General features: G+C 70.0%; 18 protein-coding genes and 2 riboswitches. Of the genes, 4 read left to right on the top strand and 14 right to left on the bottom strand.

All coding sequences use genetic code 11. The annotated features are described in order from the left end of the window. Positions 1-68 precede the first annotated feature (68 nt). Genes dapC through CSIV_RS12920 form a run of 5 tightly spaced genes read right to left on the bottom strand, consistent with a single transcriptional unit; the run spans position 69 to position 2,995 of the window. Positions 69-1,172, bottom strand: a complete 1,104-nt coding sequence (gene dapC / locus CSIV_RS12900; protein ID WP_077051788.1) for a succinyldiaminopimelate transaminase — start codon at positions 1,170-1,172, stop codon at positions 69-71. A gap of 3 nt (positions 1,173-1,175) precedes the next feature. After that, positions 1,176-1,496, bottom strand: a complete 321-nt coding sequence (fdxA, locus tag CSIV_RS12905) for a ferredoxin (RefSeq protein WP_022878250.1) — start codon at positions 1,494-1,496, stop codon at positions 1,176-1,178. Between the two features lie 51 nt (positions 1,497-1,547). Next, complete coding sequence (locus CSIV_RS12910; RefSeq protein WP_077051789.1) at positions 1,548-1,943, bottom strand: histidinol dehydrogenase; 396 nt, start codon at positions 1,941-1,943, stop codon at positions 1,548-1,550. Between the two features lie 21 nt (positions 1,944-1,964). Beyond that, on the bottom strand, positions 1,965-2,279 hold the full coding sequence (locus tag CSIV_RS12915) for an AzlD domain-containing protein (RefSeq protein WP_077051790.1): 315 nt from the start codon (positions 2,277-2,279) through the stop codon (positions 1,965-1,967). Next, positions 2,276-2,995, bottom strand: a complete 720-nt coding sequence (locus CSIV_RS12920) for an AzlC family ABC transporter permease (protein ID WP_077051791.1) — start codon at positions 2,993-2,995, stop codon at positions 2,276-2,278. Before CSIV_RS12920 ends, CSIV_RS12915 begins: the two co-directional genes overlap by 4 nt. Positions 2,996-3,059: 64 nt before the next feature. Between CSIV_RS12920 and CSIV_RS12925 the strand changes: the two genes are divergently transcribed. Together CSIV_RS12925 and CSIV_RS12930 are read left to right on the top strand one after the other, a co-directional pair. Then, on the top strand, positions 3,060-3,614 hold the full coding sequence (locus CSIV_RS12925) for a helix-turn-helix domain-containing protein (protein ID WP_077051792.1): 555 nt from the start codon (positions 3,060-3,062) through the stop codon (positions 3,612-3,614). Between the two features lie 158 nt (positions 3,615-3,772). Continuing rightward, the gene (locus CSIV_RS12930; protein ID WP_077051793.1) at positions 3,773-4,126 is read left to right on the top strand and encodes a DUF2200 domain-containing protein; all 354 of its coding nucleotides are present in this window, start codon (positions 3,773-3,775) and stop codon (positions 4,124-4,126) included. Between the two features lie 9 nt (positions 4,127-4,135). On the opposite strand, the gene typA is transcribed toward CSIV_RS12930, so the two are convergent. Then, complete coding sequence (typA, locus tag CSIV_RS12935) at positions 4,136-6,049, bottom strand: translational GTPase TypA (protein ID WP_077051794.1); 1,914 nt, start codon at positions 6,047-6,049, stop codon at positions 4,136-4,138. 158 nt (positions 6,050-6,207) lie between these two features. Then, positions 6,208-7,962: a dipeptide ABC transporter ATP-binding protein gene (locus CSIV_RS12940; protein ID WP_077051795.1), complete on the bottom strand. Its 1,755-nt coding sequence runs from the start codon at positions 7,960-7,962 to the stop codon at positions 6,208-6,210. Between the two features lie 62 nt (positions 7,963-8,024). Between CSIV_RS12940 and CSIV_RS12945 the strand changes: the two genes are divergently transcribed. Next, complete coding sequence (locus CSIV_RS12945; RefSeq protein ID WP_077051796.1) at positions 8,025-8,627, top strand: PH domain-containing protein; 603 nt, start codon at positions 8,025-8,027, stop codon at positions 8,625-8,627. 20 nt (positions 8,628-8,647) lie between these two features. Here CSIV_RS12945 and CSIV_RS12950 read toward each other — a convergent pair whose 3' ends face one another. The 3 genes from CSIV_RS12950 to CSIV_RS12960 form a co-directional block, all read right to left on the bottom strand. Further along, positions 8,648-9,697, bottom strand: coding sequence for an ABC transporter permease (locus CSIV_RS12950; RefSeq protein WP_077051797.1), 1,050 nt, complete (start codon positions 9,695-9,697; stop codon positions 8,648-8,650). A 31-nt stretch (positions 9,698-9,728) separates the two neighbouring features. Beyond that, positions 9,729-11,273, bottom strand: a complete 1,545-nt coding sequence (locus tag CSIV_RS12955; protein ID WP_077051798.1) for an ABC transporter permease — start codon at positions 11,271-11,273, stop codon at positions 9,729-9,731. A gap of 154 nt (positions 11,274-11,427) precedes the next feature. Then, positions 11,428-13,221, bottom strand: coding sequence for an ABC transporter family substrate-binding protein (locus tag CSIV_RS12960; RefSeq protein ID WP_077051799.1), 1,794 nt, complete (start codon positions 13,219-13,221; stop codon positions 11,428-11,430). 162 nt (positions 13,222-13,383) lie between these two features. Here CSIV_RS12960 and CSIV_RS12965 point away from each other — a divergent pair, with 162 nt between their 5' ends. Beyond that, on the top strand, positions 13,384-14,214 hold the full coding sequence (locus tag CSIV_RS12965) for a CPBP family intramembrane glutamic endopeptidase (RefSeq protein ID WP_077051800.1): 831 nt from the start codon (positions 13,384-13,386) through the stop codon (positions 14,212-14,214). 16 nt (positions 14,215-14,230) lie between these two features. Here CSIV_RS12965 and CSIV_RS12970 read toward each other — a convergent pair whose 3' ends face one another. The 4 genes from CSIV_RS12970 to CSIV_RS12985 form a co-directional block, all read right to left on the bottom strand. Continuing rightward, on the bottom strand, positions 14,231-15,967 hold the full coding sequence (locus CSIV_RS12970) for an ABC transporter substrate-binding protein (protein ID WP_077051801.1): 1,737 nt from the start codon (positions 15,965-15,967) through the stop codon (positions 14,231-14,233). 117 nt (positions 15,968-16,084) lie between these two features. After that, positions 16,085-18,964, bottom strand: a complete 2,880-nt coding sequence (gene gcvP, locus CSIV_RS12975) for an aminomethyl-transferring glycine dehydrogenase (RefSeq protein WP_077051802.1) — start codon at positions 18,962-18,964, stop codon at positions 16,085-16,087. Beyond that, positions 18,961-19,335 (bottom strand): glycine cleavage system protein GcvH, encoded by a 375-nt coding sequence (gene gcvH / locus CSIV_RS12980; protein WP_077051803.1) that lies wholly within the window; start codon positions 19,333-19,335, stop codon positions 18,961-18,963. The genes gcvP and gcvH overlap by 4 nt, the downstream gene beginning before the upstream one ends. Further along, positions 19,332-20,519 (bottom strand): glycine cleavage system aminomethyltransferase GcvT, encoded by a 1,188-nt coding sequence (locus CSIV_RS12985; protein ID WP_077051804.1) that lies wholly within the window; start codon positions 20,517-20,519, stop codon positions 19,332-19,334. Before CSIV_RS12985 ends, gcvH begins: the two co-directional genes overlap by 4 nt. Positions 20,520-20,566: 47 nt before the next feature. Next, positions 20,567-20,677: riboswitch (glycine riboswitch) on the bottom strand. After that, positions 20,678-20,772, bottom strand: a riboswitch (glycine riboswitch). It lies immediately after the preceding riboswitch. Between the last annotated feature and the right edge of the window lie 37 nt (positions 20,773-20,809).

The raw sequence follows: 20,809 nt of genomic DNA on the forward strand, positions 1-20,809 counted from the left end.
CGACGACGTACAGATGACACCGCCAAAGGATGCCCCCTTCCGATGGAGGGATCCCACTGTTCGGCGGCTCAGGGAGAGAGACGCTCCGCCGCTGCCGCGATCCGCTCGTCGGTCGCGGTGAGCGAGAAGCGGACGTGCTGGGGGAAATGGCTGCCGTAGAAGTGTCCCGGACCGACCAGGATGCCGAGATCGGCGAGCCGCCCGACGCTCTCCCACGCGTCGCGACCCTCCGTCGCCCAGAGGTAGAGGCCACCCTCGCTGCGGTCGACGCGGAACCCGGCGGCCGCGACCGCGGGCTTGAGGACGGCGCGCCGTCGTGCGTAGCGCTCGCGCTGCTCGGCGACGTGCGCGTCGTCGCCGAGGGCGACTGTCATCGCCCGCTGCACGGGGGCGGGTGGCATGAGACCGAGGTGCTTTCGACCGGTCAAGAGGCGCGCCACGAGCTCGGGATCGCCGGCGAGGAATGCGGCGCGATATCCCGCGAGGTTCGACTGCTTGCTCAGAGAGTAGACCGAGAGCACCCCGGTGAGATCGTCGCCGACGACCGCCGGGTCGAGAACACTCGGCACCCCCGCGGTGTCCCACGGCGCATCCCAGCCCAGTTCGGCGTAGCACTCGTCGGACGCGATCACCGCGCCCAATGCGCGCGCCCGGGTCACGGCATCCGTCAGCTCGTCCGTGGACAGCACGCGGCCGTCGGGGTTTCCCGGCGAGTTGATCCAGACGAGGCGCGTGTTCGCGGCCCACTCGGCCGGATCGTCGGATGCCACGGCCTCCGCGCCGACGAGACGGGCACCGACCTCGTAGGTCGGGTAGGCCGCCCGAGGGTGCACGACGGCGTCACCGGGACCGAGGCCGAGCAGCAGCGGCAGGAGTGCGACCAGCTCTTTCGAGCCGACCGTGGGCAGCACGTGCGCGGGAGTCAGACCGGGGACGCCGCGGCGGCGCGCATACCAGTCGACGATCGCCTCGCGCAGCGCGGGCGTCCCCATCGTCTGGGGGTAGGCATGCGCGTCGGTCGCCGCGGCCAGGGCCTCGGCCACGACCGCGGGAGTCGGGTCGACGGGCGAACCGATCGACAGGTCGACGATCCCGCCGGGGTGCCGTCGGGCGCGCTCGGCGTACGGCGCGACCGCGTCCCAGGGGTAGTCGGCGAGGTCCGCGACGCCCACGGGTCAGTGACTCTGCGGAGGGAGCGCCGAGATCACCGGGTGATCCTTGGCGATGACACCGACCTTGGCGGCTCCGCCGGGCGAGCCGATGTCGTCGAAGAACTCGACGTTGGCCTTGTAGTAGTCGGACCACTCCTCGGGGAGGTCGTCCTCGTAGTAGATGGCCTCGACGGGGCAGACGGGCTCGCACGCACCGCAGTCGACGCATTCGTCGGGGTGGATGTAGAGCGACCGCTCACCCTCGTAGATGCAGTCGACGGGGCATTCGTCGATGCACGCGCGATCCTTGACATCGACACACGGGAGGGCGATCACGTAAGTCACCCGCTCAGTCTACGCGTGACGGCGACGGGGACCGGGCCCCGCGCCGGTGTCCTATGATCCGTCGGCGGGCTGCACGCGCAGCGTCGACACGTTCGGCCAGAAGGCCACGAGGGCGAGGAGGATCGGCCCGACGAACGTCCAGGCGATCGCGATCCACTCGGTGTCGGGGGTCGCGGCGGCCACGATCGCCGAGCCGCCGGGGCCGACCTGCGAGAACAGGTAGGTGGCGCCGATGATCCCGAGTCCGCCGGCGATCGCGTTGACGCGGTCCTGCGTCAGGGTGCGGAGAGCGATGAGGAGACCGGCGCACCCGATGGTTCCGAGGATGAGTCCCAGCGGGACGACCCCGACACGGAAGGCGTGGCCGACGGTGGCCGCGGTGCCGTAGAAGGCGCCGACGAGGAAGGCGACGACCCACCCGATGACGCGAACGATCCCTGAACCCACAGGGTCAGTCTAGGCGCGGGTTCATATGGCCCAGCCGAACGCCCTCAGGAGCGCGGCGGTCACGGCCGCGGCGGCCACGACCACGAGGAACGGTGCCCGGAGCCACAGCAGACCGGCCGCCACCACGACAGCGGGCAATCGCGCGTCGATCACGATCGCGGAGCCGGCACCCAGGGCCTGCACGACGACGAGCGCCGAGAGCAGGGCGACCGTCAACAGATCGGCGATGCGGGCGGGGCGCGGCGCATCGAGCCACGCCTGCGGGAGCAGATACCCGATCGCCTTCAGCCCGAGACAGAGGACGGATGCCGCGAGGACGGCGGTCCAGAGGGTCATGGCATCCCCTTCTCTTCGTCCGCGGCCGACGACGCGGGGCGCGGGTCGAACCATCCCAGCGCGACGGCGACGCCCGCCGCGGCGATGACGGGGATGCCGGGCATCACCCACGGCGTGAGCAGTGCGGCGACGACCGCAGCCCCGACCGCGACCGCGAGCGGCTGGCGTCCGCGCAGACGCGGCCACAGCAGGGCGAGGAAAGCGGCGGCGGCCGCGGCATCCAGTCCCCACGCCCGCGGGTCGCCCAGGACGTCTCCGAGGAGCGCGCCGGCGAGCGTCGTCGCGTTCCACCCGAGCCAGATCGCGACGCCCGTGACCCAGAACCCGGTGCGTCGCGCCGCGAGCGTCGGTTGCGCGAGAGACACGGCCACCGACTCGTCGATCGTGAACGGCGTCGCGAGGGCACGTCGCCCGAGACCCGGGCCGATGACGGGCGACATCCGCATCGCGTAGGCGGCGTTGCGCACGCCCAGAAGCCCCGCGGACGCGATCGCCGCGGGAGCCGCGGCGAGTCCCCCGGCGGCGACGACCCCGACGAAGGCGAACTGCGAGCCGCCCGTGAACATCAGCAGGCTCAGCACGCACGTCTGCCAGACATCGAGCCCGGATGCCACGGACAGCGCCCCGAACGAGATGCCGTACGCGCTGGTCGCGAGGGCGACGGCGAGCCCCTGCCGCGTGGCGGCGCGGACCGGTGTTCGGTCTGGTGAACGCATGATCGGATTCTCGAACGGGACGCGTCGTTCGTCAAGTCGAACGAACGGAGAGCATAATGAACGCATGAGCGACCTCGGTGACCGCATCGCGGCAACCCTGCGCCGCGAACGGGAGCGGCGCGACTTGAGCGTCTCCGAGCTGGCGCGCCGTGCCGGCGTGGCCAAGGCGACCGTGTCGCAGCTCGAGAACGGCGGCGGCAACCCCAGCGTCGAGACACTGTGGGCTCTGGCCACGGGTCTCGAGGTGCCCTTCGCGGTGCTGGTCGACGAGGGCGTGCGCTCCCCCACGCTGATCCGCGCGGGGGACGCCCCGTCCGCCGCGGTCCCCGCGTCGGCCGCCGACTACCTCGCCGTGCTGCTCTCGGCCAGTCCCCCGCACGCACGACGCGACATCTACCTGCTGCGCGCCGAGCCCGGGAAGCCCCGCCTGTCCGACCCGCACCAGCGCGGCACGGTCGAGCATGTCGTGCTGGTGAGCGGGCACGGCCGCGTCGGCCCCGTGGATGCGCCGTACGAGCTGCACCCGGGCGACTACCTGTCGTACGCGGGAGATGCACCGCACGTCTTCGAGGCGCTTGTTCCCAGGACGAGCGCGGTCCTGGTGTCCGAGTCGCGCTGACCCGCGCCGCGGTAAGGCATCGAGTGTCCAAGACACGCGGACCGCGCCCGCGAGCATCCGCGTGCCTTGGACACCGAAGCGCCGGGAGGCCGCAGCACCGGCGTGACGGATCGTCGCACCTGTCGCTCCCGGAGACGGACAGGGGTAGCGTTCCGCGCATGCACCGCATCTTCGACACACCCGTCGCGGGCGTCTACCCGCTCTACCTCGCGAAGGTCGAGCGCAAAGGCCGCACGCGCGATGAACTGGATGCCGTCATCCGGTGGCTCACGGGATTCGACGACGCGGAGCTGTCGCGCCACATCGCGGCATCCACGTCGTTCCGGGAGTTCTTCGAGGCTGCACGACTGAACCCGCTCGCGGCGAACGTGACGGGCGTCGTGTGCGGCATCCGCGTGGAACAGATCGAAGACCCGCTGATGTACCGCATCCGCCTTCTCGACAAGCTCGTCGACGAGCTGGCGAAAGGGCGACCCCTCGCGAAAGTGCTTCGCGAGGGGTCGACCGTCTGACAAGGAGACTCAGGCGTTGGCGTCCTGGCGCTTGGCGCGCGAAGCGGCACGACCGCGCTCGGTCGCGTCGAGCACGACCTTGCGGATGCGGACCTTCTCGGGCGTGACCTCGACGCATTCGTCGTCGCGGGCGAACTCGAGCGACTCCTCCAGCGTGAGAACACGCGGGGGCGTCATCGACTCGAAGGAGTCCGACGTCGACGAACGCATGTTCGTCAGCTTCTTCTCCTTGGTGATGTTGACGTCCATGTCGTCGGCGCGCGAGTTCTCGCCGATGACCATGCCCTCGTAGACCTCTTCGGTCGGCTGCACGAAGAAGCTCATGCGCTCCTGCAGGGCGATCATGGCGAACGGGGTCACCACGCCCATGCGGTCGGCGACGATCGAGCCGTTCTGGCGGGTCGTGATCGAGCCCGCCCAGTCGTCGTAGCCGTGCGAGATGGCGTTGGCGATGCCGGTGCCGCGCGTGATCGTGAGGAACTCGCTGCGGAAGCCGATCAGGCCGCGGGAGGGGACGACGAACTCCATGCGCACCCAGCCGGTGCCGTGGTTGGTCATGTTGTCCATGCGGCCCTTGCGCGCGGCCATGAGCTGCGTGATCGCGCCGAGGTGCTCCTCGGGTGCGTCGATCGTCAGGTGCTCGTACGGCTCCTTGAGCTTGCCGTCCTCGCCGCGCTTGGTGACGACCTGGGGCTTTCCGACCGTGAGCTCGAAGCCCTCGCGACGCATGTTCTCGACGAGGATCGCCAGCGCGAGCTCGCCGCGGCCCTGGACCTCCCAGGCATCCGGGCGTCCGATGTCGACGACCTTGAGCGAGACGTTACCGATGAGCTCGCGGTCGAGGCGGTCCTTGACCATGCGGGCGGTGAGCTTGTGGCCCTTGACCTTGCCCATGAGGGGCGAGGTGTTCGTGCCGATGGTCATCGAGATGGCGGGGTCGTCGACCGTGATCGCCGGCAGCGGCCGGACGTCCTCGGGGTCGGCGATGGTCTCACCGATCGTGATGTCGGGGAAACCCGCGATGGCGACGATGTCGCCGGGGCCGGCGTCGTCGGCGGGGTAGCGCTCGAGCGCGCGGGTCTTGAGCAGCTCGGTGATGCGGGCGTTGCTCGTCGTGCCGTCCGAGCGTACCCAGGCCACGGTCTGACCCTTCTTGAGCGTGCCGTTGAAGACGCGCAGCAGGGCGAGGCGGCCGAGGAAGGGGCTGGAGTCGAGGTTGGTGACCCAGGCCTGCAGCGGCGCCTCGTCGTCGTACGAAGGAGCGGGCACGTGCTCGAGGATCGCGCCGAAGAGCGGCTCGAGATCCTCGTTGTCGGGGAGTGCGCCGTTGTCGGGACGGTTCAGGGATGCCGCGCCGGCACGACCCGAGGCGTAGACCACCGGCACGTCGAGCAGCGCGTCGACGTCGAGGTCGGGCACGTCGTCGACGAGGTCGGACGCGAGACCCAGCAGCAGGTCGTGGGCCTCCTCCTCGACCTCGGCGATGCGCGCGTCCGGGCGGTCGGTCTTGTTGACCAGCAGGATGACGGGGAGCTTCGCCTCGAGCGCCTTGCGCAGCACGAAGCGCGTCTGGGGCAGCGGACCCTCCGACGCGTCGACGAGCAGCACGACACCGTCGACCATGGACAGACCGCGCTCGACCTCTCCGCCGAAGTCGGCGTGACCCGGGGTGTCGATGACGTTGATCGTCACCGGAACCTCGGTGTGGATGCCGTTGTACGTGATCGCCGTGTTCTTGGCGAGGATCGTGATGCCCTTTTCACGCTCGAGGTCGTTGGAGTCCATCGCGCGCTCTTCGACGTGCGCGTGGTCGCCGAACGAGCCGGTCTGGCGGAGCATGGCGTCGACGAGCGTCGTCTTGCCGTGGTCGACGTGCGCGACGATCGCGACGTTACGGAGGTCAGGACGAAGGGCGTGCGCCATGGAGGGTCTCCAGGAAAATTCGGGGTGGCGCCCGGAATCGGGCCATCCCAGTCTACCGGGCGCCCGCCGGGGAACCGGCAGGCGACGCTCAGGAACCGTCCGGGGACGCGAAAGGGGCGGCATCCCCTCGGGATCGCCGCCCCTCTGCCGACCGGCGGTCAGGACGCCGGGGTGTTCTTCAGCAGCTCGTGGCGCAGTTCGCGACGGGCCGCCTGGACCTCGACGTCGGGGACGGGGATGGCCGCGATGAGACGCTGCGTGTAAGGCTCCTTCGGAGCGCGCAGGATCTGGTCACGGGTCCCCTGCTCCGCGATCTTGCCGCGGTTGAGGACCACGATGCGGTCGGCCATGGCATCCACCACCGCGAGGTCGTGGCTGATGAACAGGCACGCGAACCGGTGCTCCTGCTGGAGCTCGCTGAGAAGCTCGAGCACGCGGGCCTGCACCGAGACGTCCAGGGCGCTCGTCGGCTCGTCGGCGACGAGAAGGCGCGGCTGGAGCGACAGGGCGCGGGCGATGCCGACACGCTGCTTCTGCCCACCCGAGAGCTCGTGCGGGTAGCGGTTGCGGTAGCTGCGCGGCAGTCGCACCTCGTCGAGGAGCTTCTCGACGCGCGCATCGAGGGCCGCGCCCTTCGCCTCGCCGGCGAGGAACAGCGGCTCGCCGATGGACTCGCCGATCGGGAGGCGCGGGTTCAGCGACGACGACGGGTCCTGGAAGACGATGCCCACCCGACGGCGCAGCGACTTGATGAGCTTGCGCGAGCCGCTGGAGATGTCGACGCCGTCGACGACGAGACGGCCGTCGGCGATCGGCTGGAGCCCGATGGCCGCGCGACCGATGGTCGACTTGCCCGAACCGGACTCGCCCACCAGGCCCACGATCTCGCCCTCGGCGATGCCGAGCGTGACATCGTCGACCGCGCGGAAGGCGGCGACCCGGCCCTTCTTGCCGTACTCGATCGACACGTTCTCGAGCGTGAGCACCGGGTGCGCGATCTCCGGCGCCTCGGCGGCCAGACGGATCGTCTCCGTGCGCGCGGGACCGCTCGCGACGGCCGCGGCCAGCGACTCCACGACGTCGACGGTCGCCTCGCCCTCGAGCGTCTCCCCCAGCCTGGGCACGGACGCGAGCAGCTCCTTGGTGTAGTCGTCCTGCGGGTCGCCGAGAACCCGCGTGGCGGGACCCTGCTCCACGACCTCGCCCGACTTCATCACGACGATCCAGTCGGCGAGATCGGCCACGACACCCATGTCGTGCGTGATCAGCAGGACCGCCGAGTCGAGGCGGTCGCGGAGGTCGCGGATGAGGTCGAGGATCTCGGCCTGCACCGTCACGTCCAGAGCCGTCGTCGGCTCGTCGGCGATGAGGAGCGCGGGCTCGAGGCTGATGGACTGCGCGATCATGGCGCGCTGACGCTGGCCGCCCGACAGCTGGTGCGGGTAGGACGCGAACGCCTTCGCGGGATCGGGGAGCCCCACCATGTCGAGGAGCTCCATCGCGCGGACCTTCGCCTCGGAGGGCGCCATGGTCGTGTGCGCGCGCAGCGCCTCGATGATCTGCGACCCGACCGTCAGCACCGGGTTCAGCGCCGTCATCGGCTCCTGGAAGATCGCGGCGACCTCGGGACCGCGCAACTGCCGCATCTGGTTCGTGCTGAGCGTCGTGACCTCGCGGCCGTTGACCTTGATGCTTCCGCGCACACGACTGTTGCGCGGCAGGAGATCGAGCACCGCCATGGAGCTCACGCTCTTGCCCGAGCCGGACTCGCCGACGACGGCGACGACCTGGCCGCGGGCGATGGAGTAGGTGAGGTTCTTCGCCGCGGGGACCCAGACGTCGTCCACCGCGAAGTCGACGCTGACGTCGGTCATCTCGAGCGCGGGAACGCCCGTCTTCTCGGTCGTGCTCATGAGGCTGTCCTCTCCGTCCCGCGCAGCGGGAGTGAGTGATCGGGGAATGAAAGAATCAGGGGATGCCACGCCAGACGTTCCGTTCGACGTTCACCCGCACCCTGTGCGGCATCCTGTGGGTGCTGATCGCCGTGGTCGCGATCGGCCTGCTGGCCGTTCCCGCGGCGGCGGTCTCGCCCGCGCTCGTGATCGTCGGCGCTCTCGGCTGCGCGGCGCTGGTCTACGGCATCCTGTGGTCGCCCTCGATCACCGTCGACGACGACGGTGTCCGGGTCGACAACATCGCGCTCGCGTACGACGTGCCCTGGGCCGCGCTGATCCACGTCGACACGCGCTACGCGCTCCAGCTGCACACTCCGGGCCGCCGCATCGGTGTGACCGCCGCACCCGCGCCGGGAGCCACCGGCTCCCTGCGCGCCGCGCGGGCGCACCGCCGGAGCGAGGGCACGACGGCTCCCGGAACGCGTCCGGGCGAACTGCCCACGACCGACTCCGGCCGCGCCGCCGCACTCGTCCGCGACCGCTGGTACGCCCTGCGCGACGCCGGCCGCGTCGAGGCCGGCATCGCCGAGACGGTGCCCGTAGGTGTCCGCCCGCGGGTCGACAACCTGCTTCTGCTGGCCGCGGGTGCGGTCGGCGTCGTGCTGGCGATCGTCCTGGGCTGACATCGCGAGGATGCCGCGCGTCATGACGACGGCGTCTCCGGGTGCACGCGCGCCTCGGTGCTGGCCGGCGCCGTGGTCGACGACGCGGGCTGCTCCTTGGTGCGCCGCAGCGAGAAGCGCTTCTGCCGCGGGTCGAACGCGTCGCGCAGGCCGTCGCCGACGAAGTTCACCAGTACGGCGAGCACCACGATGAACACGGCCGGCCACCAGAACAGCCACGGGCGCGTCTGGAACGCGGACTGGTTGTCGGAGATGATCAGACCGAGCGACACGTCCGGCGGTCGCACACCGAGCTGCAGGTAGCTCAGCGCGGTCTCGAGGAGGATTGCGGAGGCGGCCAGCAGCGTCGCCGCCACGATCACCACGCCGATGGCGTTGGGCAGGATGTGCTTGAAGATGATGCGGGCGTCGCTCGCGCCGGCCACGCGGGCGGCTTCCACGAACTCGCGCTCGCGCAGCGACAGGAACTCGGCGCGCACGAGGCGGGCGATCGTCGTCCACGAGACCATCGCGAGGAAGAACGCCAGCGGGATCACACCGAGGCCACCGGTTGCACGACCGACGACGGCGCCGATCACGATGATCGGGATGACGATGAAGACATCGGTGATGCGCATCAGAACCGAATCGATCCACCCGCGGTAGTAGCCCGCGAGGGCGCCGATGATGGTGCCGACGGCCGTGCCCACGACGCTGATGATGATCATCACCAGGATCGAGTTCTGGATGCCGCGCATCGTCATCGCGAAGTAGTCGATGCCGATGCGGTCCTGACCGAACGGGTGCTCGCCGAACGAGAAGGGCCACAGCGTGAGGGTCGGCGCTCCCCCGTCGTTCTGCGGGTTGAGCGAGGTGTAGTCGTGCTTCCACCACCCCGGGATGGGCCCGAGGCCGATCGCCGAGATCGAGAAGAGCGCGAGGAGGACGAACAGGATGCCGGAGACGACGGCGACCTTGTTCGACAGGAACCGACGCAGGATGAGTCGTCCCTGGCTGACGCCGACGGTGTGGCGCTCGTCGGACGGCGGCGGAGCGTCGACGTTGGCCGGCTCGGGGAGCATCTGGGTCATCGGAGGACCTCCGGGATTCGGACGGCGGCGATCATGCGACCACTCGCACGCGGGGGTCGAGCGTGGCGTAGGCGAGATCTGCCAGGAAGTTGAACACGATCGCCGTGATGGCGATGACGAGGAAGTACCCCATCACGGGGTTCACATCGACGCGCTGGATCGAGGTGACGAACAGTGCGCCCATTCCCGAGATCGCGAAGACCCTCTCGGTGATGACGGCGCCACCCAGGAGCGCGCCGACGTCGGTGGCGACGAGCGTCACGATCGGGATGAGCATGTTCCGCAGGCCGTGGCGCAGGATGACCGTGCGCTCGGGCAGGCCCTTCGCGCGTGCCGTGCGGATGTAGTCCTGGTTCATCACCTCGAGCATTCCGGCGCGGGCGTACCGCGTGTAGCCGGCGAAGGAGATGAGCAGCAGCGAGATCGTCGGCAGCAGCAGATGGGTGAACGTGTCGATTCCGGTGATCCACATGTCACCGGTGAACCCGGGGGTGCCGGCCCCGACCGTGGCGATCGGTCGGCCGTTGATGCGCGGGTTGCTCACGTACTGCGGCCACGACTGCATGTAGCGATCGAGCACCACGAGCGCACCCGACAGGAAGGCGACCAGCCCGCCGATGCGCGCGACCATCCCGCGGTCGGGGGCGCCGAGGACGTATCCCGAGACGAGACCGACCGCCACGGCGACGACACCGAGGATGATGATCGTCGCGAAGGTCGAGATGTCGAACAAACCCTGCAGGGCGAAATAGCAGATGTAGGCGATCGCACCGTTGAGCGCCGCCACGAGGAGCGCCCGACGGTTTCGCAGACCGGCGATGAGGGCGGTCGTGATCACGACGATGCCCGCGATCAGCAGAAGGAGGCCCACCGGGCCGAGGCCCGGGTTCCGGAACCAATCGGTGAGGTTGAAGTACACCAGCAGGGCGACGGTCGCGAGGCCCGCAGAGCCCGCGACGATGAGGCGCCGGCGGGTGTCTCCACCGATCATGGCCTGCCACACGACGGCCGCGATCACGCCCAGGAGCACGATGAGCCAGATCGGGATGGCCGTGGCCGATTCCAGGAAGTTGTTGAAGCCCAGAGCCATGAACTCCTTCAGGAGCACCGCGACCAGGAAGGACGGCAGCGAGAAGAGGAAGAAGCTCAGCAGCGTGATGCCGAAGTCGAACCCGCTGTACTGGCGGAGGGCGGAGACGACGCCCACCACGATGCCGAGGACGATCGCCAGCACGAACGACGCTGTGACGAGCTGGAGGGTCGACCCGATGGCTGTCGGGAGGATGTCGAGGACGGCGGCGTTGGAGATCGTGAGACCGAGGTTGCACGTGCCGGCGAACGGGATGAGGCAGCCGGCGGCACCGCCGAGCCAGAGGAAGTAACGCAGGGGAACGGGGACGTTCAGGTCGAGCGCCGCGACACGCGCGGCGATGAGCTGATCGCGGTTGGCGGCGGAGCTGTCGCGCAGGTCCTGCAACGGGTCGCCGGAGTTGGCGGCCAGCACGTACATGATGAACGACGCTGCCAGGAGGACCAGGATCGAGACGGCGATGCGCCTGAGGATGAATCCGACCATCGCGGGAGGACTTCTTTCGATCGGGTGACGGACGCCTGTGGGCGCCCAGGAAAGGATAGTCGCGCATGCACCGGGGTGGGGTGCACCGCGCGCAGACGAAGTGAGGCGCCGGAGCCGAGCGACTCCGGCGCCTCACGAGGGATTCAGCGGGTCATCAACCCGCGAGCGTCCACTCCTGCGCGTTCCACACGATGCCCGTCTGGCCACCGAAGTAGTCGATGCCCTGGACGGTGCCGTTGTCGGCGAAGAGACCGGGGAGCTGGAACAGCGGCAGACCGTAGAAGTCCTTGGCCGTCTCTGCGTCGATCTTCACCTTGATGTCAGCGAGCTGCGCCGGGTCGGTCGTGACCTGGCTCTCGTCGACGAGCGTGTCGACGGTGGCGTTGCTGTAGTTGTTGTAGTTTCCGCCGCCGCCGCTCTTGAAGATCTGCGGGAGGGCTGCGTTACCGGCGCCGGGCGAGATCCATCCGAAGATGGACACGTCGTAGCTGCCGCTGCCCAGGAGCGAGCTCCAGTCGGGCGAGCCGGCGTCGACGATGTTGAAGCCCGCCTGCTGCGCCGACTGCTGGATGGCGCGGAAGCTGTCGACACGGTTGGGGTTGTTGGTGTTGTAGAGGATGCGGACCGTCGGGGTCGCACCGGCGAGCAGCGCCTTGGCACCCTCGATGTCGGGCTCGGTGAACTTGTCGTAGCCACTGGCCGCGACGGCCGTGGTGTACTGGTCGCCGTCCGTCGGCAGGAAGATCTGCGAGTTGAGCACCTCGGCGTCGGGGTTGACCGGCTTGATGATCGAGTCGAGGATCTGCTGACGCGGGATGGTCTTCAGGAAGGCCTCGCGGACGTTCGCGTCGGCGAACACGCCACCGAAGCTCAGGTCGACGTGGTCGTACGACAGCTGGCTGCCCGAGTGGACCGTGGCGTTGGCGTTCTCGAGCGCCGTCAGGGTGTCGGCGGAGGCCTGCGGCTGGATGGCCTGCACCTCGCCGTTCTGGAGGGCCGTGACCTGCGCGTTGGCGTCACCGATGAAGCGGATGATCAGCTGGTCGTACTTGGGCGACATGCTGCCCTTGTAGTTGGGGTTCTTGCCCAGCGTGATGCTCTGCTCGGGGGTGAAGTCGGTCACGATGAACGGACCGCTCGCGACGAGGAGGCTCTGGTCGGTCGGCATGGCCGTGACGTCGTAGCCGGTGTTCCAGAAGTCCGCCGCGGCCTTCAGCGTCGCGTTGGGGGCGACGGGCGCCTCGGGGTTGCCCTTGGGGGTGTCCTTGAGGAGCGTGATGAAGTCGGCCTCGGAGACGCCGGCCTTCTCAGCCAGCACGTGGGCGGGCTTGCCGATCGGGTTCACGAGCTCGAAGTCCACGAACGGCTTCGAGTAGACGAGGGTCATCGACATGTTGTCGTCGCTGATCTCGGGGAACGCGGTGGTGTCCAGACCCGCGGTGCTGCCGGCGAGCGTGAAGTACTGGGTGCCGCCGTTGGTGACCTCGCCCGAGGCGGGGTCGAGCTTGGCGTCGTCGTAGTAGCCCGAGTTGATGGCCCAGTTGACGAGCATGTCGTCGGCGTTGATGGGCTCGCCGTCGGACCAGGTGAGGCCCTCGTTGATCGTGTACTTGACCGTCAGCGGGTCGTCCGAGATCTTCTCGTACGTTCCGAAGTCGGTGTTGTCGAGGACGCTGAAGTCCTTGTCGAGGCGCTGGAAGCCACCGAGGCCGAGGCCGCCGCTGACACCGGTGAGGTAGCCCACCATGCCGTTGGTGTCCAGGTTCGCCTCGGGGGTGTCGCCGTTGAACGAGGTGAACGCGTTGGTCGTGGCGATGGTGATGGTACCGCCGCTGCTCGCGCCCGCGTCGGGCGTGGCGGTGGTGGTGCAGCCGGCGAGCGCGAGCGCCGCAACGGCGACACCTGCTCCCGCCGCCAGGGCGCGCGTGCGCCGAGTCTTTTCAGACACTTTGCCTCCTGTGCAAGGTTTGACGGCACCCCGGAACTGCCGGGACAGCGGGGGGCCGTAGATACGGAAACGATAGGTAAACGCTCTGCGTTGGTCAAAACTCCTGGGGAAACCGTTACATACCTTTAATTCGAAGCCCGTTCCATGTGGCAATCTGACAACATGCCGCGCACCCTGGGCGTGTTCGATCCCGGAATCGAACAAGATGCCTTCCGCCGTCGAAGACTCCCGTGGGAGATCGCGCTCGTCCTTCTGGTGAGCGTCGGTCAGTCGGCGATCTACTCCGTCGTCGCCTTCGTCCGCGCCGCGACACGAGCACCGATCTCGCAGCAGCAGACGCAATTGAACCCCTCGCGCAGCGACGAGCCGTTCTGGGACGCGGTTTATCAGTTTCTCGGCATCTTCTTCTCGCTCGCGCTCGTCGCCCTAGCCATCTACCTGCTGTGGGAGCCCGCGGACAACGCGCTCCGACGCATCGGTCTCGACTTCCGCCGATTCGGGTCGGACGTCCTCCGCGGCCTCGCCCTCGTGGCCCTCATCGGGGTCCCCGGCATCGGGGTCTACGCGGTGGGCCGGCTCCTCGGCCAGAGCATCACCGTCGTGCCGGCGCCGCTGGACTCCTCCTGGTGGGTGATCGCCCTGCTCGTCCTCGCGGCGTTGCGCGCGGGGCTGACGGAGGAGGTGATCTTCCTCGGCTATCTCTTCGATCGCCTGCGGCGGATCGGGTGGTCCTGGACGACGATCATCGTCGCGACGGCGCTCCTGCGCGGAAGCTACCACCTCTATCAGGGCTGGCCGTCGGCACTCGGCAACGTCGTCATGGGCCTGGTCTTCGGCTGGTGCTACCGGCGCTGGGGGCGTGTCATGCCGCTCGTGGTGGCCCACACGCTCATCGACGTGATCGCTTTCGTCGGGTACCCGCTCGCCGCCGCCTGGTGGCCCGGCGTCTTCGCTCCCCCGTCGCCCTCGCCGTCGCCCAGTGCGACGTCGTGAGCATGTCCCTGTCGGGTCAGGGTGCCGGCGGCGTCCACGTCCAGAAGGACGGCGGGACGCCGTTCGGCTCCGAGGTGTACGTCACTCCCCCGACGCCCTTGCCGACCGCCATCGCACCCGTGCGTTCGAGCAGGGGCACACCCGCGTAGGCCTCGAAGAGGGCCTGATCGATCTCCTTCGCGGCAGCGAGGACATCGACGGGGTCGGTGTCCCGCGTCATCTGGTCGAACGTCTTCTCGGCGTCGACGGTCGTGACGCCCTCGGCGAGACGGTCGCGCGCCGAGCGGTAGAGGCTCTCGTCCTCTCCGACCCAGGCGAGCGTGGCATCCGCGATGTCGGTGTCCGTCGCCGCGCGCACCGCGATGCCCGCCTCGGCCGCCATGCTCACCATCTGCGAGAACACGCTCGCGGACACCGGATCCGTCGCGTCGTACGCGACGCGGAGCACGGCCGGTCGGTCGTCCAGCGCCGATCGTGCGGCACCGACGTCGCTCCCCGTCCCGGGGGCGCCGTTCCCGGACGTCAGCTGCCGATAGGTGGGCCCGGTCGCGGGCGACGACAGGAACGACTGCAGGGGGCGCGCGTCGGGACGGACCTTCCCGAGCGCCTCCTCGACGATGGCATCCCGATCCAGTGACAGGCTGATCGCCTGACGGAGCGCGTTCGGCGTCGTGTCGGTGAACCGCAGTTGGAGGGTCTGAGCCGTCGGTCCCGTCGTCACGGTCACGCCGGCGTCGGCGAGCGTCGTGAGATCGGTCGCGTCGGGCTCGCCGATGTTGGCGACGTCGACCTCGCCGGCCGCGACCGCCGCCACCTGCGACGCCTGATCGGGGAAGAACCGGATCGTCACGCCCTCGAGCGCCGGGTAGTGGCCGCCCTGATAATCGTCGCGCCGCACCAGCGATAGCGACGTGCTGGTGGCTTCGCCGATCGTCCACGGTCCGGATGCCACGGCCGATGCGGGGTCCAGCGCACCATCGGTGGCGTCGAAACCGGTGTTCCACGCCGCCGCGGCGGCGGCGAGCACGGGGTTCGGGGCGACGGGGGCGGACGGGTCCCCCTCGGCCGTGGTCAGGATCGCCGTCATCAGCTCCTTGACGGTCACGCCCGCCTTCGCGGCGACGACGTGCACCGGGCGGTCGAGCAGCCACTGGCGGTTCCAGTCGGCGAACGGCTCGTCGTAGGTGAGGGTCAGGGTGTCGGCGGCGCGGTCGAGCGTGGGACGCGACGTGCGGGCGTTGGGGTCGGGCAGGTCCGCCGTCTCGAAGTACCGCGTGCCGGACACGACGGCACCGGTTTCGTCGTACGTCGCATCGTCGAAGTAGTGCGAGGAGACGGCCCAGCCGAACATGAGGTCGTCGAGCGTGATCGGGGTGCCGTCCGACCAGACCCGGTCGGGGAAGAGCTCGTAGCTGACGGTCAGCGGGTCGCCCTCGATACGGGTGATGCGGCCGAGGCCGTCGTTGGGCACGACCTGGAGTTCGCCGTCGAGGGTGCCGAGGTGTTCGTCCAGAAGCGCGGCGATCGCGCGGTTGGCGACGGTGTCGCCGTGGATGGACTCGGAGTTGAAGCTCGTCGGAGTGCCGACCACGCCGAGCGTGAGCGTCGTCCGTGCGGGCGGCTCCTCCTGCGGGGCGGGGTCGGAGGCCGAGCAGCCCGCCAGCGCGACCGCCGCGGCCGTGCCGAGGACGGCCAGCCTGACGAGGCGGCGTCGCGAGGTCATCGTGTTCTGCTGGTACTGCCCGAGGTGCACAGGGGCACCCTACCCAATGCACCCTGTGGGTTCCCCGGGGCGACCGGGCGGGGCGGCCGGGGCGGCCGGGGCGGCCAGGGCCCCGCCCGGCCCGGCGGCCGCCCCGGCCCCGCGCCGCTACGCGAACGCCTCCGGGGGCGGGCACGAGCAGACCAGGTTGCGGTCGCCGTACGCCTGGTCGATCCGGCGCACCGGCGGCCAGTACTTGCCGCGGACGAGCGAACGCTGCGGGTACACCGCCGTCTCGCGCGGGTACGCGTGCGGCCACTCGTTGGCGACGGCGGCCTCCGCGGTGTGCGGAGCGTTCACGAGCGGGTTGTCGTCGGCGGGCCACTCCCCCGCGGCGACCGCGAGGGCTTCGGTCTTGATCGCGATCATGGCATCCACGAACCGGTCGAGTTCGGCGAGGTCCTCGCTCTCGGTCGGCTCGACCATCAGGGTGCCGGCCACGGGGAACGACATCGTCGGGGCGTGGAAGCCGTAGTCGATCAGGCGCTTGGCGACGTCGTCGACGGTGATCCCGGTCTGCTCCTTGAGGGGGCGCAGGTCGAGGATGCACTCGTGCGCCACGAGCCCTCCCTCGCCGGCGTACAGCACCGGGTAGTGCGCGCGCAGGCGGGCGGCGATGTAGTTCGCCGACAGCACGGCGGCCGCGGTCGCCTGTCGGAGACCCTCGGCGCCCATCATCCGCACGTAGGCCCACGAGATCGGCAGGATCCCGGCCGAACCGTACGGGGCGGCCGACACGGGTCCGCCGTCGAACACGCCGCCGGCGTGATCCGCGCGCTGGGCGAACGGGTGGGACGGCAGGAACGGTGCGAGGTGTGCCTTCGCGGCCACCGGGCCGACGCCCGGCCCTCCCCCGCCGTGCGGGATGGCGAACGTCTTGTGCAGATTGAGGTGCGACACGTCGCCGCCGAGGTCGCCGAATCGGGCGAACCCGAGGAGCGCGTTGAGGTTCGCCCCGTCGACGTAGACCTGGCCACCGGCGTCGTGCACGGCCTGCGTGATCTCCAGCACATCGTGCTCGTACACGCCGTGGGTCGAGGGGTACGTGATCATCAGGGCGGACAGCTCGTCGGCGTGCTGCGCGATCTTGGCCCGCAGGTCGTCGAGGTCGACGTTGCCGGCTTCGTCGCACGCGACGACGACGACGCGCATGCCGGCGAGGATCGCGGAGGCCGCGTTCGTGCCGTGCGCCGACGACGGGATGAGGCACACGGTGCGGGCGGTGTCGCCGTTCGCGTGGTGGTAGCCGCGGATGGCGAGGAGCCCCGCGAGCTCCCCTTGCGAGCCGGCGTTCGGCTGCAGCGAGACCGCGTCGTACCCGGTGACCTCGGCCAGCCAGCGTTCGAGCTGCTCGATCATCGCGAGGTAGCCGTGCACGTCGGCCTCGGGCGCGAACGGGTGCACGCGCGAGAACTCGGGCCAGGACACCGCCGCCATCTCGGTCGCGGCGTTCAGCTTCATCGTGCACGAGCCGAGCGGGATCATGCCCCGGTCGAGGGCGTAGTCGCGGTCGGCGAGCGTCTTGAGGTAGCGCATCATGGCGGTCTCGCTGCGGTGCGCGTGGAAGACGGGGTGGGTGAGGAACTCGTCGTCGCGGTGCAGCCGCTCCGGAACGCCGCGCAGAGCCTCGCCCGCGGGCAGGTCCTCCACGGGCAGCCCGAAGGATGCCACGATCGCGGCGACGTCGGCATCCGTCGTCGTCTCGTCGACCGAGACGCCCACCGTGGCGTCGTCGACCCACAGCAGCTGGTAGCCGCGTTCGCGCGCGCGGTCGACGACGTCCTGCGCCCGACCGGGAACATGGACACGGACCGTGTCGAAGAACGCGTCCGCGGCGAGGTGCAGGTCGTAGGCCGCGAGGGCGGATGCCAGGGCGTCGGCGGTCCGCGCCACCCGCGTCGCGATCGCGCGGAGGCCGTCGGGGCCGTGGTACACGGCGTACATCGCCGCCATCACGGCCAGGAGCACCTGCGCGGTGCAGATGTTGGACGTGGCCTTCTCGCGGCGGATGTGCTGTTCGCGCGTCTGCAGCGACAGGCGGTAGGCGGGGTTGCCGGCGGCATCCACCGACACCCCCACGAGCCGACCCGGCAGCTGCCGCTCGAGGCCGGTGCGCACGGCCATGTATCCGGCGTGCGGGCCTCCGAAGCCGAGCGGCACGCCGAAGCGCTGGGTCGTCCCCACGGCGACGTCGGCGCCGAGGGTCCCGGGCGACCGCAGCAGCGTCAGGGCCAGCAGGTCGGCCGCGGCGACGACGAGACCGCCGTGGCGGTGGACGGCCGACGCGACGTCGGAGAAGTCCCACACCCGCCCGGTGGCCCCGGGGTACTGCACGAACGCGCCGAAGCTCTCGGGGACCTCGCCGTCGTACGTCGTCTCGACGAGACGGATGCCGACGGCGGCGGCGCGGTGCGCGAGGAGCGCCTTGGTCTGCGGCAGCGCATCGGCGTCGACGAGGAAGACGTCGGTCTTCGCCTTCGACGCGCGGCGGGCGACGAGCATGCCCTCGACGACCGCGGTGGACTCGTCGAGCATCGACGCGTTCGCCGTCGCGAGGCCGGTCAGGTCGGTCACCATGGTCTGGAAGTTGATGAGCGCTTCCAGTCGGCCCTGCGAGATTTCCGGCTGGTACGGCGTGTAGGCGGTGTACCACGACGGGTTCTCGAGAACGTTCCGCTGGATCACCGAGGGCGTGAAGGTGTCGTAGTAGCCGAGACCGATCAGGGGCCGGGCCGAGCGGTTCGCCGAGGCGAGTTCGCGCAGTTCCGCCAGCGCCTCCGCTTCGGTGGCGGCCGGGGGCAGGTCGCTGGTCTCGCGGGGACGGACGTGGATGGATGCCGGCACGGCGGTCTCGACGAGGTGTTCGACGCTGTCGTACCCGACGACCTCGAGCATGCGGGCGCGGTCGTGGGCGCCGATGCCGATGTGGCGATCGGTGAAGGCGGCGGGGGCCGCGGCATCCGTTCGAGGAGCGGTGGTCAGACTCATGCCGTGAGGTCCTCGTACGCGGCGCGGTCGAGCAGATCGCCGGGGAGATCGCCGTCGAGACGGATCTTGACGAGCCAGCCGTCGCCGAACGGGTCGGCGTTGACGAGCGAGGGGTCGTCGACGACCGCGTCGTTGACCTCGACGACGGTGCCGGTCAGCGGTGCGTAGAGCTCGCCGACCGACTTGGTCGACTCGATCTCGCCGCACACGTCGCCCGCGGCGACGGCCGCATCGGCGGCGGGGAGGTCGACGAACACGACGTCACCGAGCTTCTCGGCCGCGAAATCGGTGATCCCGACGGTGGCGACGTCGCCGTCGACGGCGATCCATTCGTGCTCGGAGGTGTAGCGGAGTGCGGTCAGGTCGGTCATGCGTTCCTCCGGTAGAAGGGAAGGGCGGTGACGGTCGCGGGGATGCGTGTCCCTCGGACGTCGATGGTCAGGGTGGTGCCGGGTTCGGCCGCGGCCGGGGAGACGTAGGCCATGGCCACGGGGTGGCCGAGGGTGGGGCTGAGCGCTCCGCTGGTGATCTCGCCGACGGTGTCGTCGCCGTGCAGCACCGCGTAGCCGGCGCGACCGGCGCGCTTGCCCTCGGACACGAGGCCCACCAGCACGGGGGCGTCGGCGGGTCCTGCGGCGAGGCCGTCCTTGCCGACGAACGCGGGCTTGTCCACGGCGACGACGCGGCCGAGGCCGGCCTGCGCCGGAGCGACGTCGCGCGAGAGCTCGTGGCCGTAGAGGGGCATGCCGGCCTCGAGCCGCAGCGTGTCGCGGGCCGCGAGGCCGCAGGCGATCAGACCCGCCGGGGTACCGGCATCCAGGACGGCGTCCCACAGGTCCGCGGCACGCTCCACGGGCACGAGCAGTTCGTACCCGTCCTCGCCGGTGTATCCGGTGCGCGCGATGAAGAGCGAGTCGCCGTCGAAGGTGCCCTCGGTGAAGGCGTAGTAGCCGAGCTCGTCGAGCGGCGTCCCCAGGATCGTCACCGCGGCGACGGATTCGAGGATGCCGCGGGCGCGCGGCCCCTGCAGCGCGACCAGGGCGACGTGGTCGGTGACGTCCTCCACCAGGGGGGCGCCGCCTCCGGACACCACCGCGTACTCGCCGCCCGGGGGCGGCCCGTCGAGGAACGCCTGGGCCGCCGACCACGTCTCCCGCGCCCGCGCGAACGCGGCGGCGACCGCGTCGCGGTTGCCCGCGTTCGCGATGACGAGGTAGTACTGCTCGCCGGTGCGGTAGACGATCACGTCGTCGACGATTCCGCCGGACTCCGCGAGCACGAGCGAATACTTCGCCTTGCCGATCTTCATCGTCGAGACCCGGCCCGCCAGCGCGTAGTCGAGGAACTCGGCGGCGCGGCCGTCGTGGACCCAGAACTCGGCCATGTGCGAGATGTCGAAGAGCCCGGCGGCCTCGCGCACGGCACGGTGCTCGGCGAGGTCGGAGGTGTACCGCACGGGCATGTTCCACCCGCCGAAGTCGGTGAACGAGGCGCCGAGGGCCTCGTGCCGGTCGTGCAGCGGTGACGAGCGCGGTGGAGCGGGGGTGTCGGTCATGAGTTCTGCCGTTCGCAAGGACGGTCAGACGCCGGTCGACGCCTGAGAACTCCCCCTCTGTCATGAGCCTGAGAGTTTCGCCCGGGCGTCACGGGGGACGCGGGCTTTCACCGTCGGCGGACCCGGCCGATTGCACCCGGGTCTCTTTCCAGAGTGGCCCGATCGACGCGGTACGCGTACCTGAGAGATTGGCGGGGAGGCTTGCTCCTTCGGTGCCCGGCTGCGTTCGCCGGAGCTCTCCCGCATCGATCATGGGGCCGGTGTGGACTTGTGGGCGTCAGCATATCCGA

The sequence above is a fragment of the Microbacterium sp. CSI-V genome (assembly GCF_001984105.1).
Classification (GTDB): Bacteria; Actinomycetota; Actinomycetes; order Actinomycetales; family Microbacteriaceae; genus Microbacterium.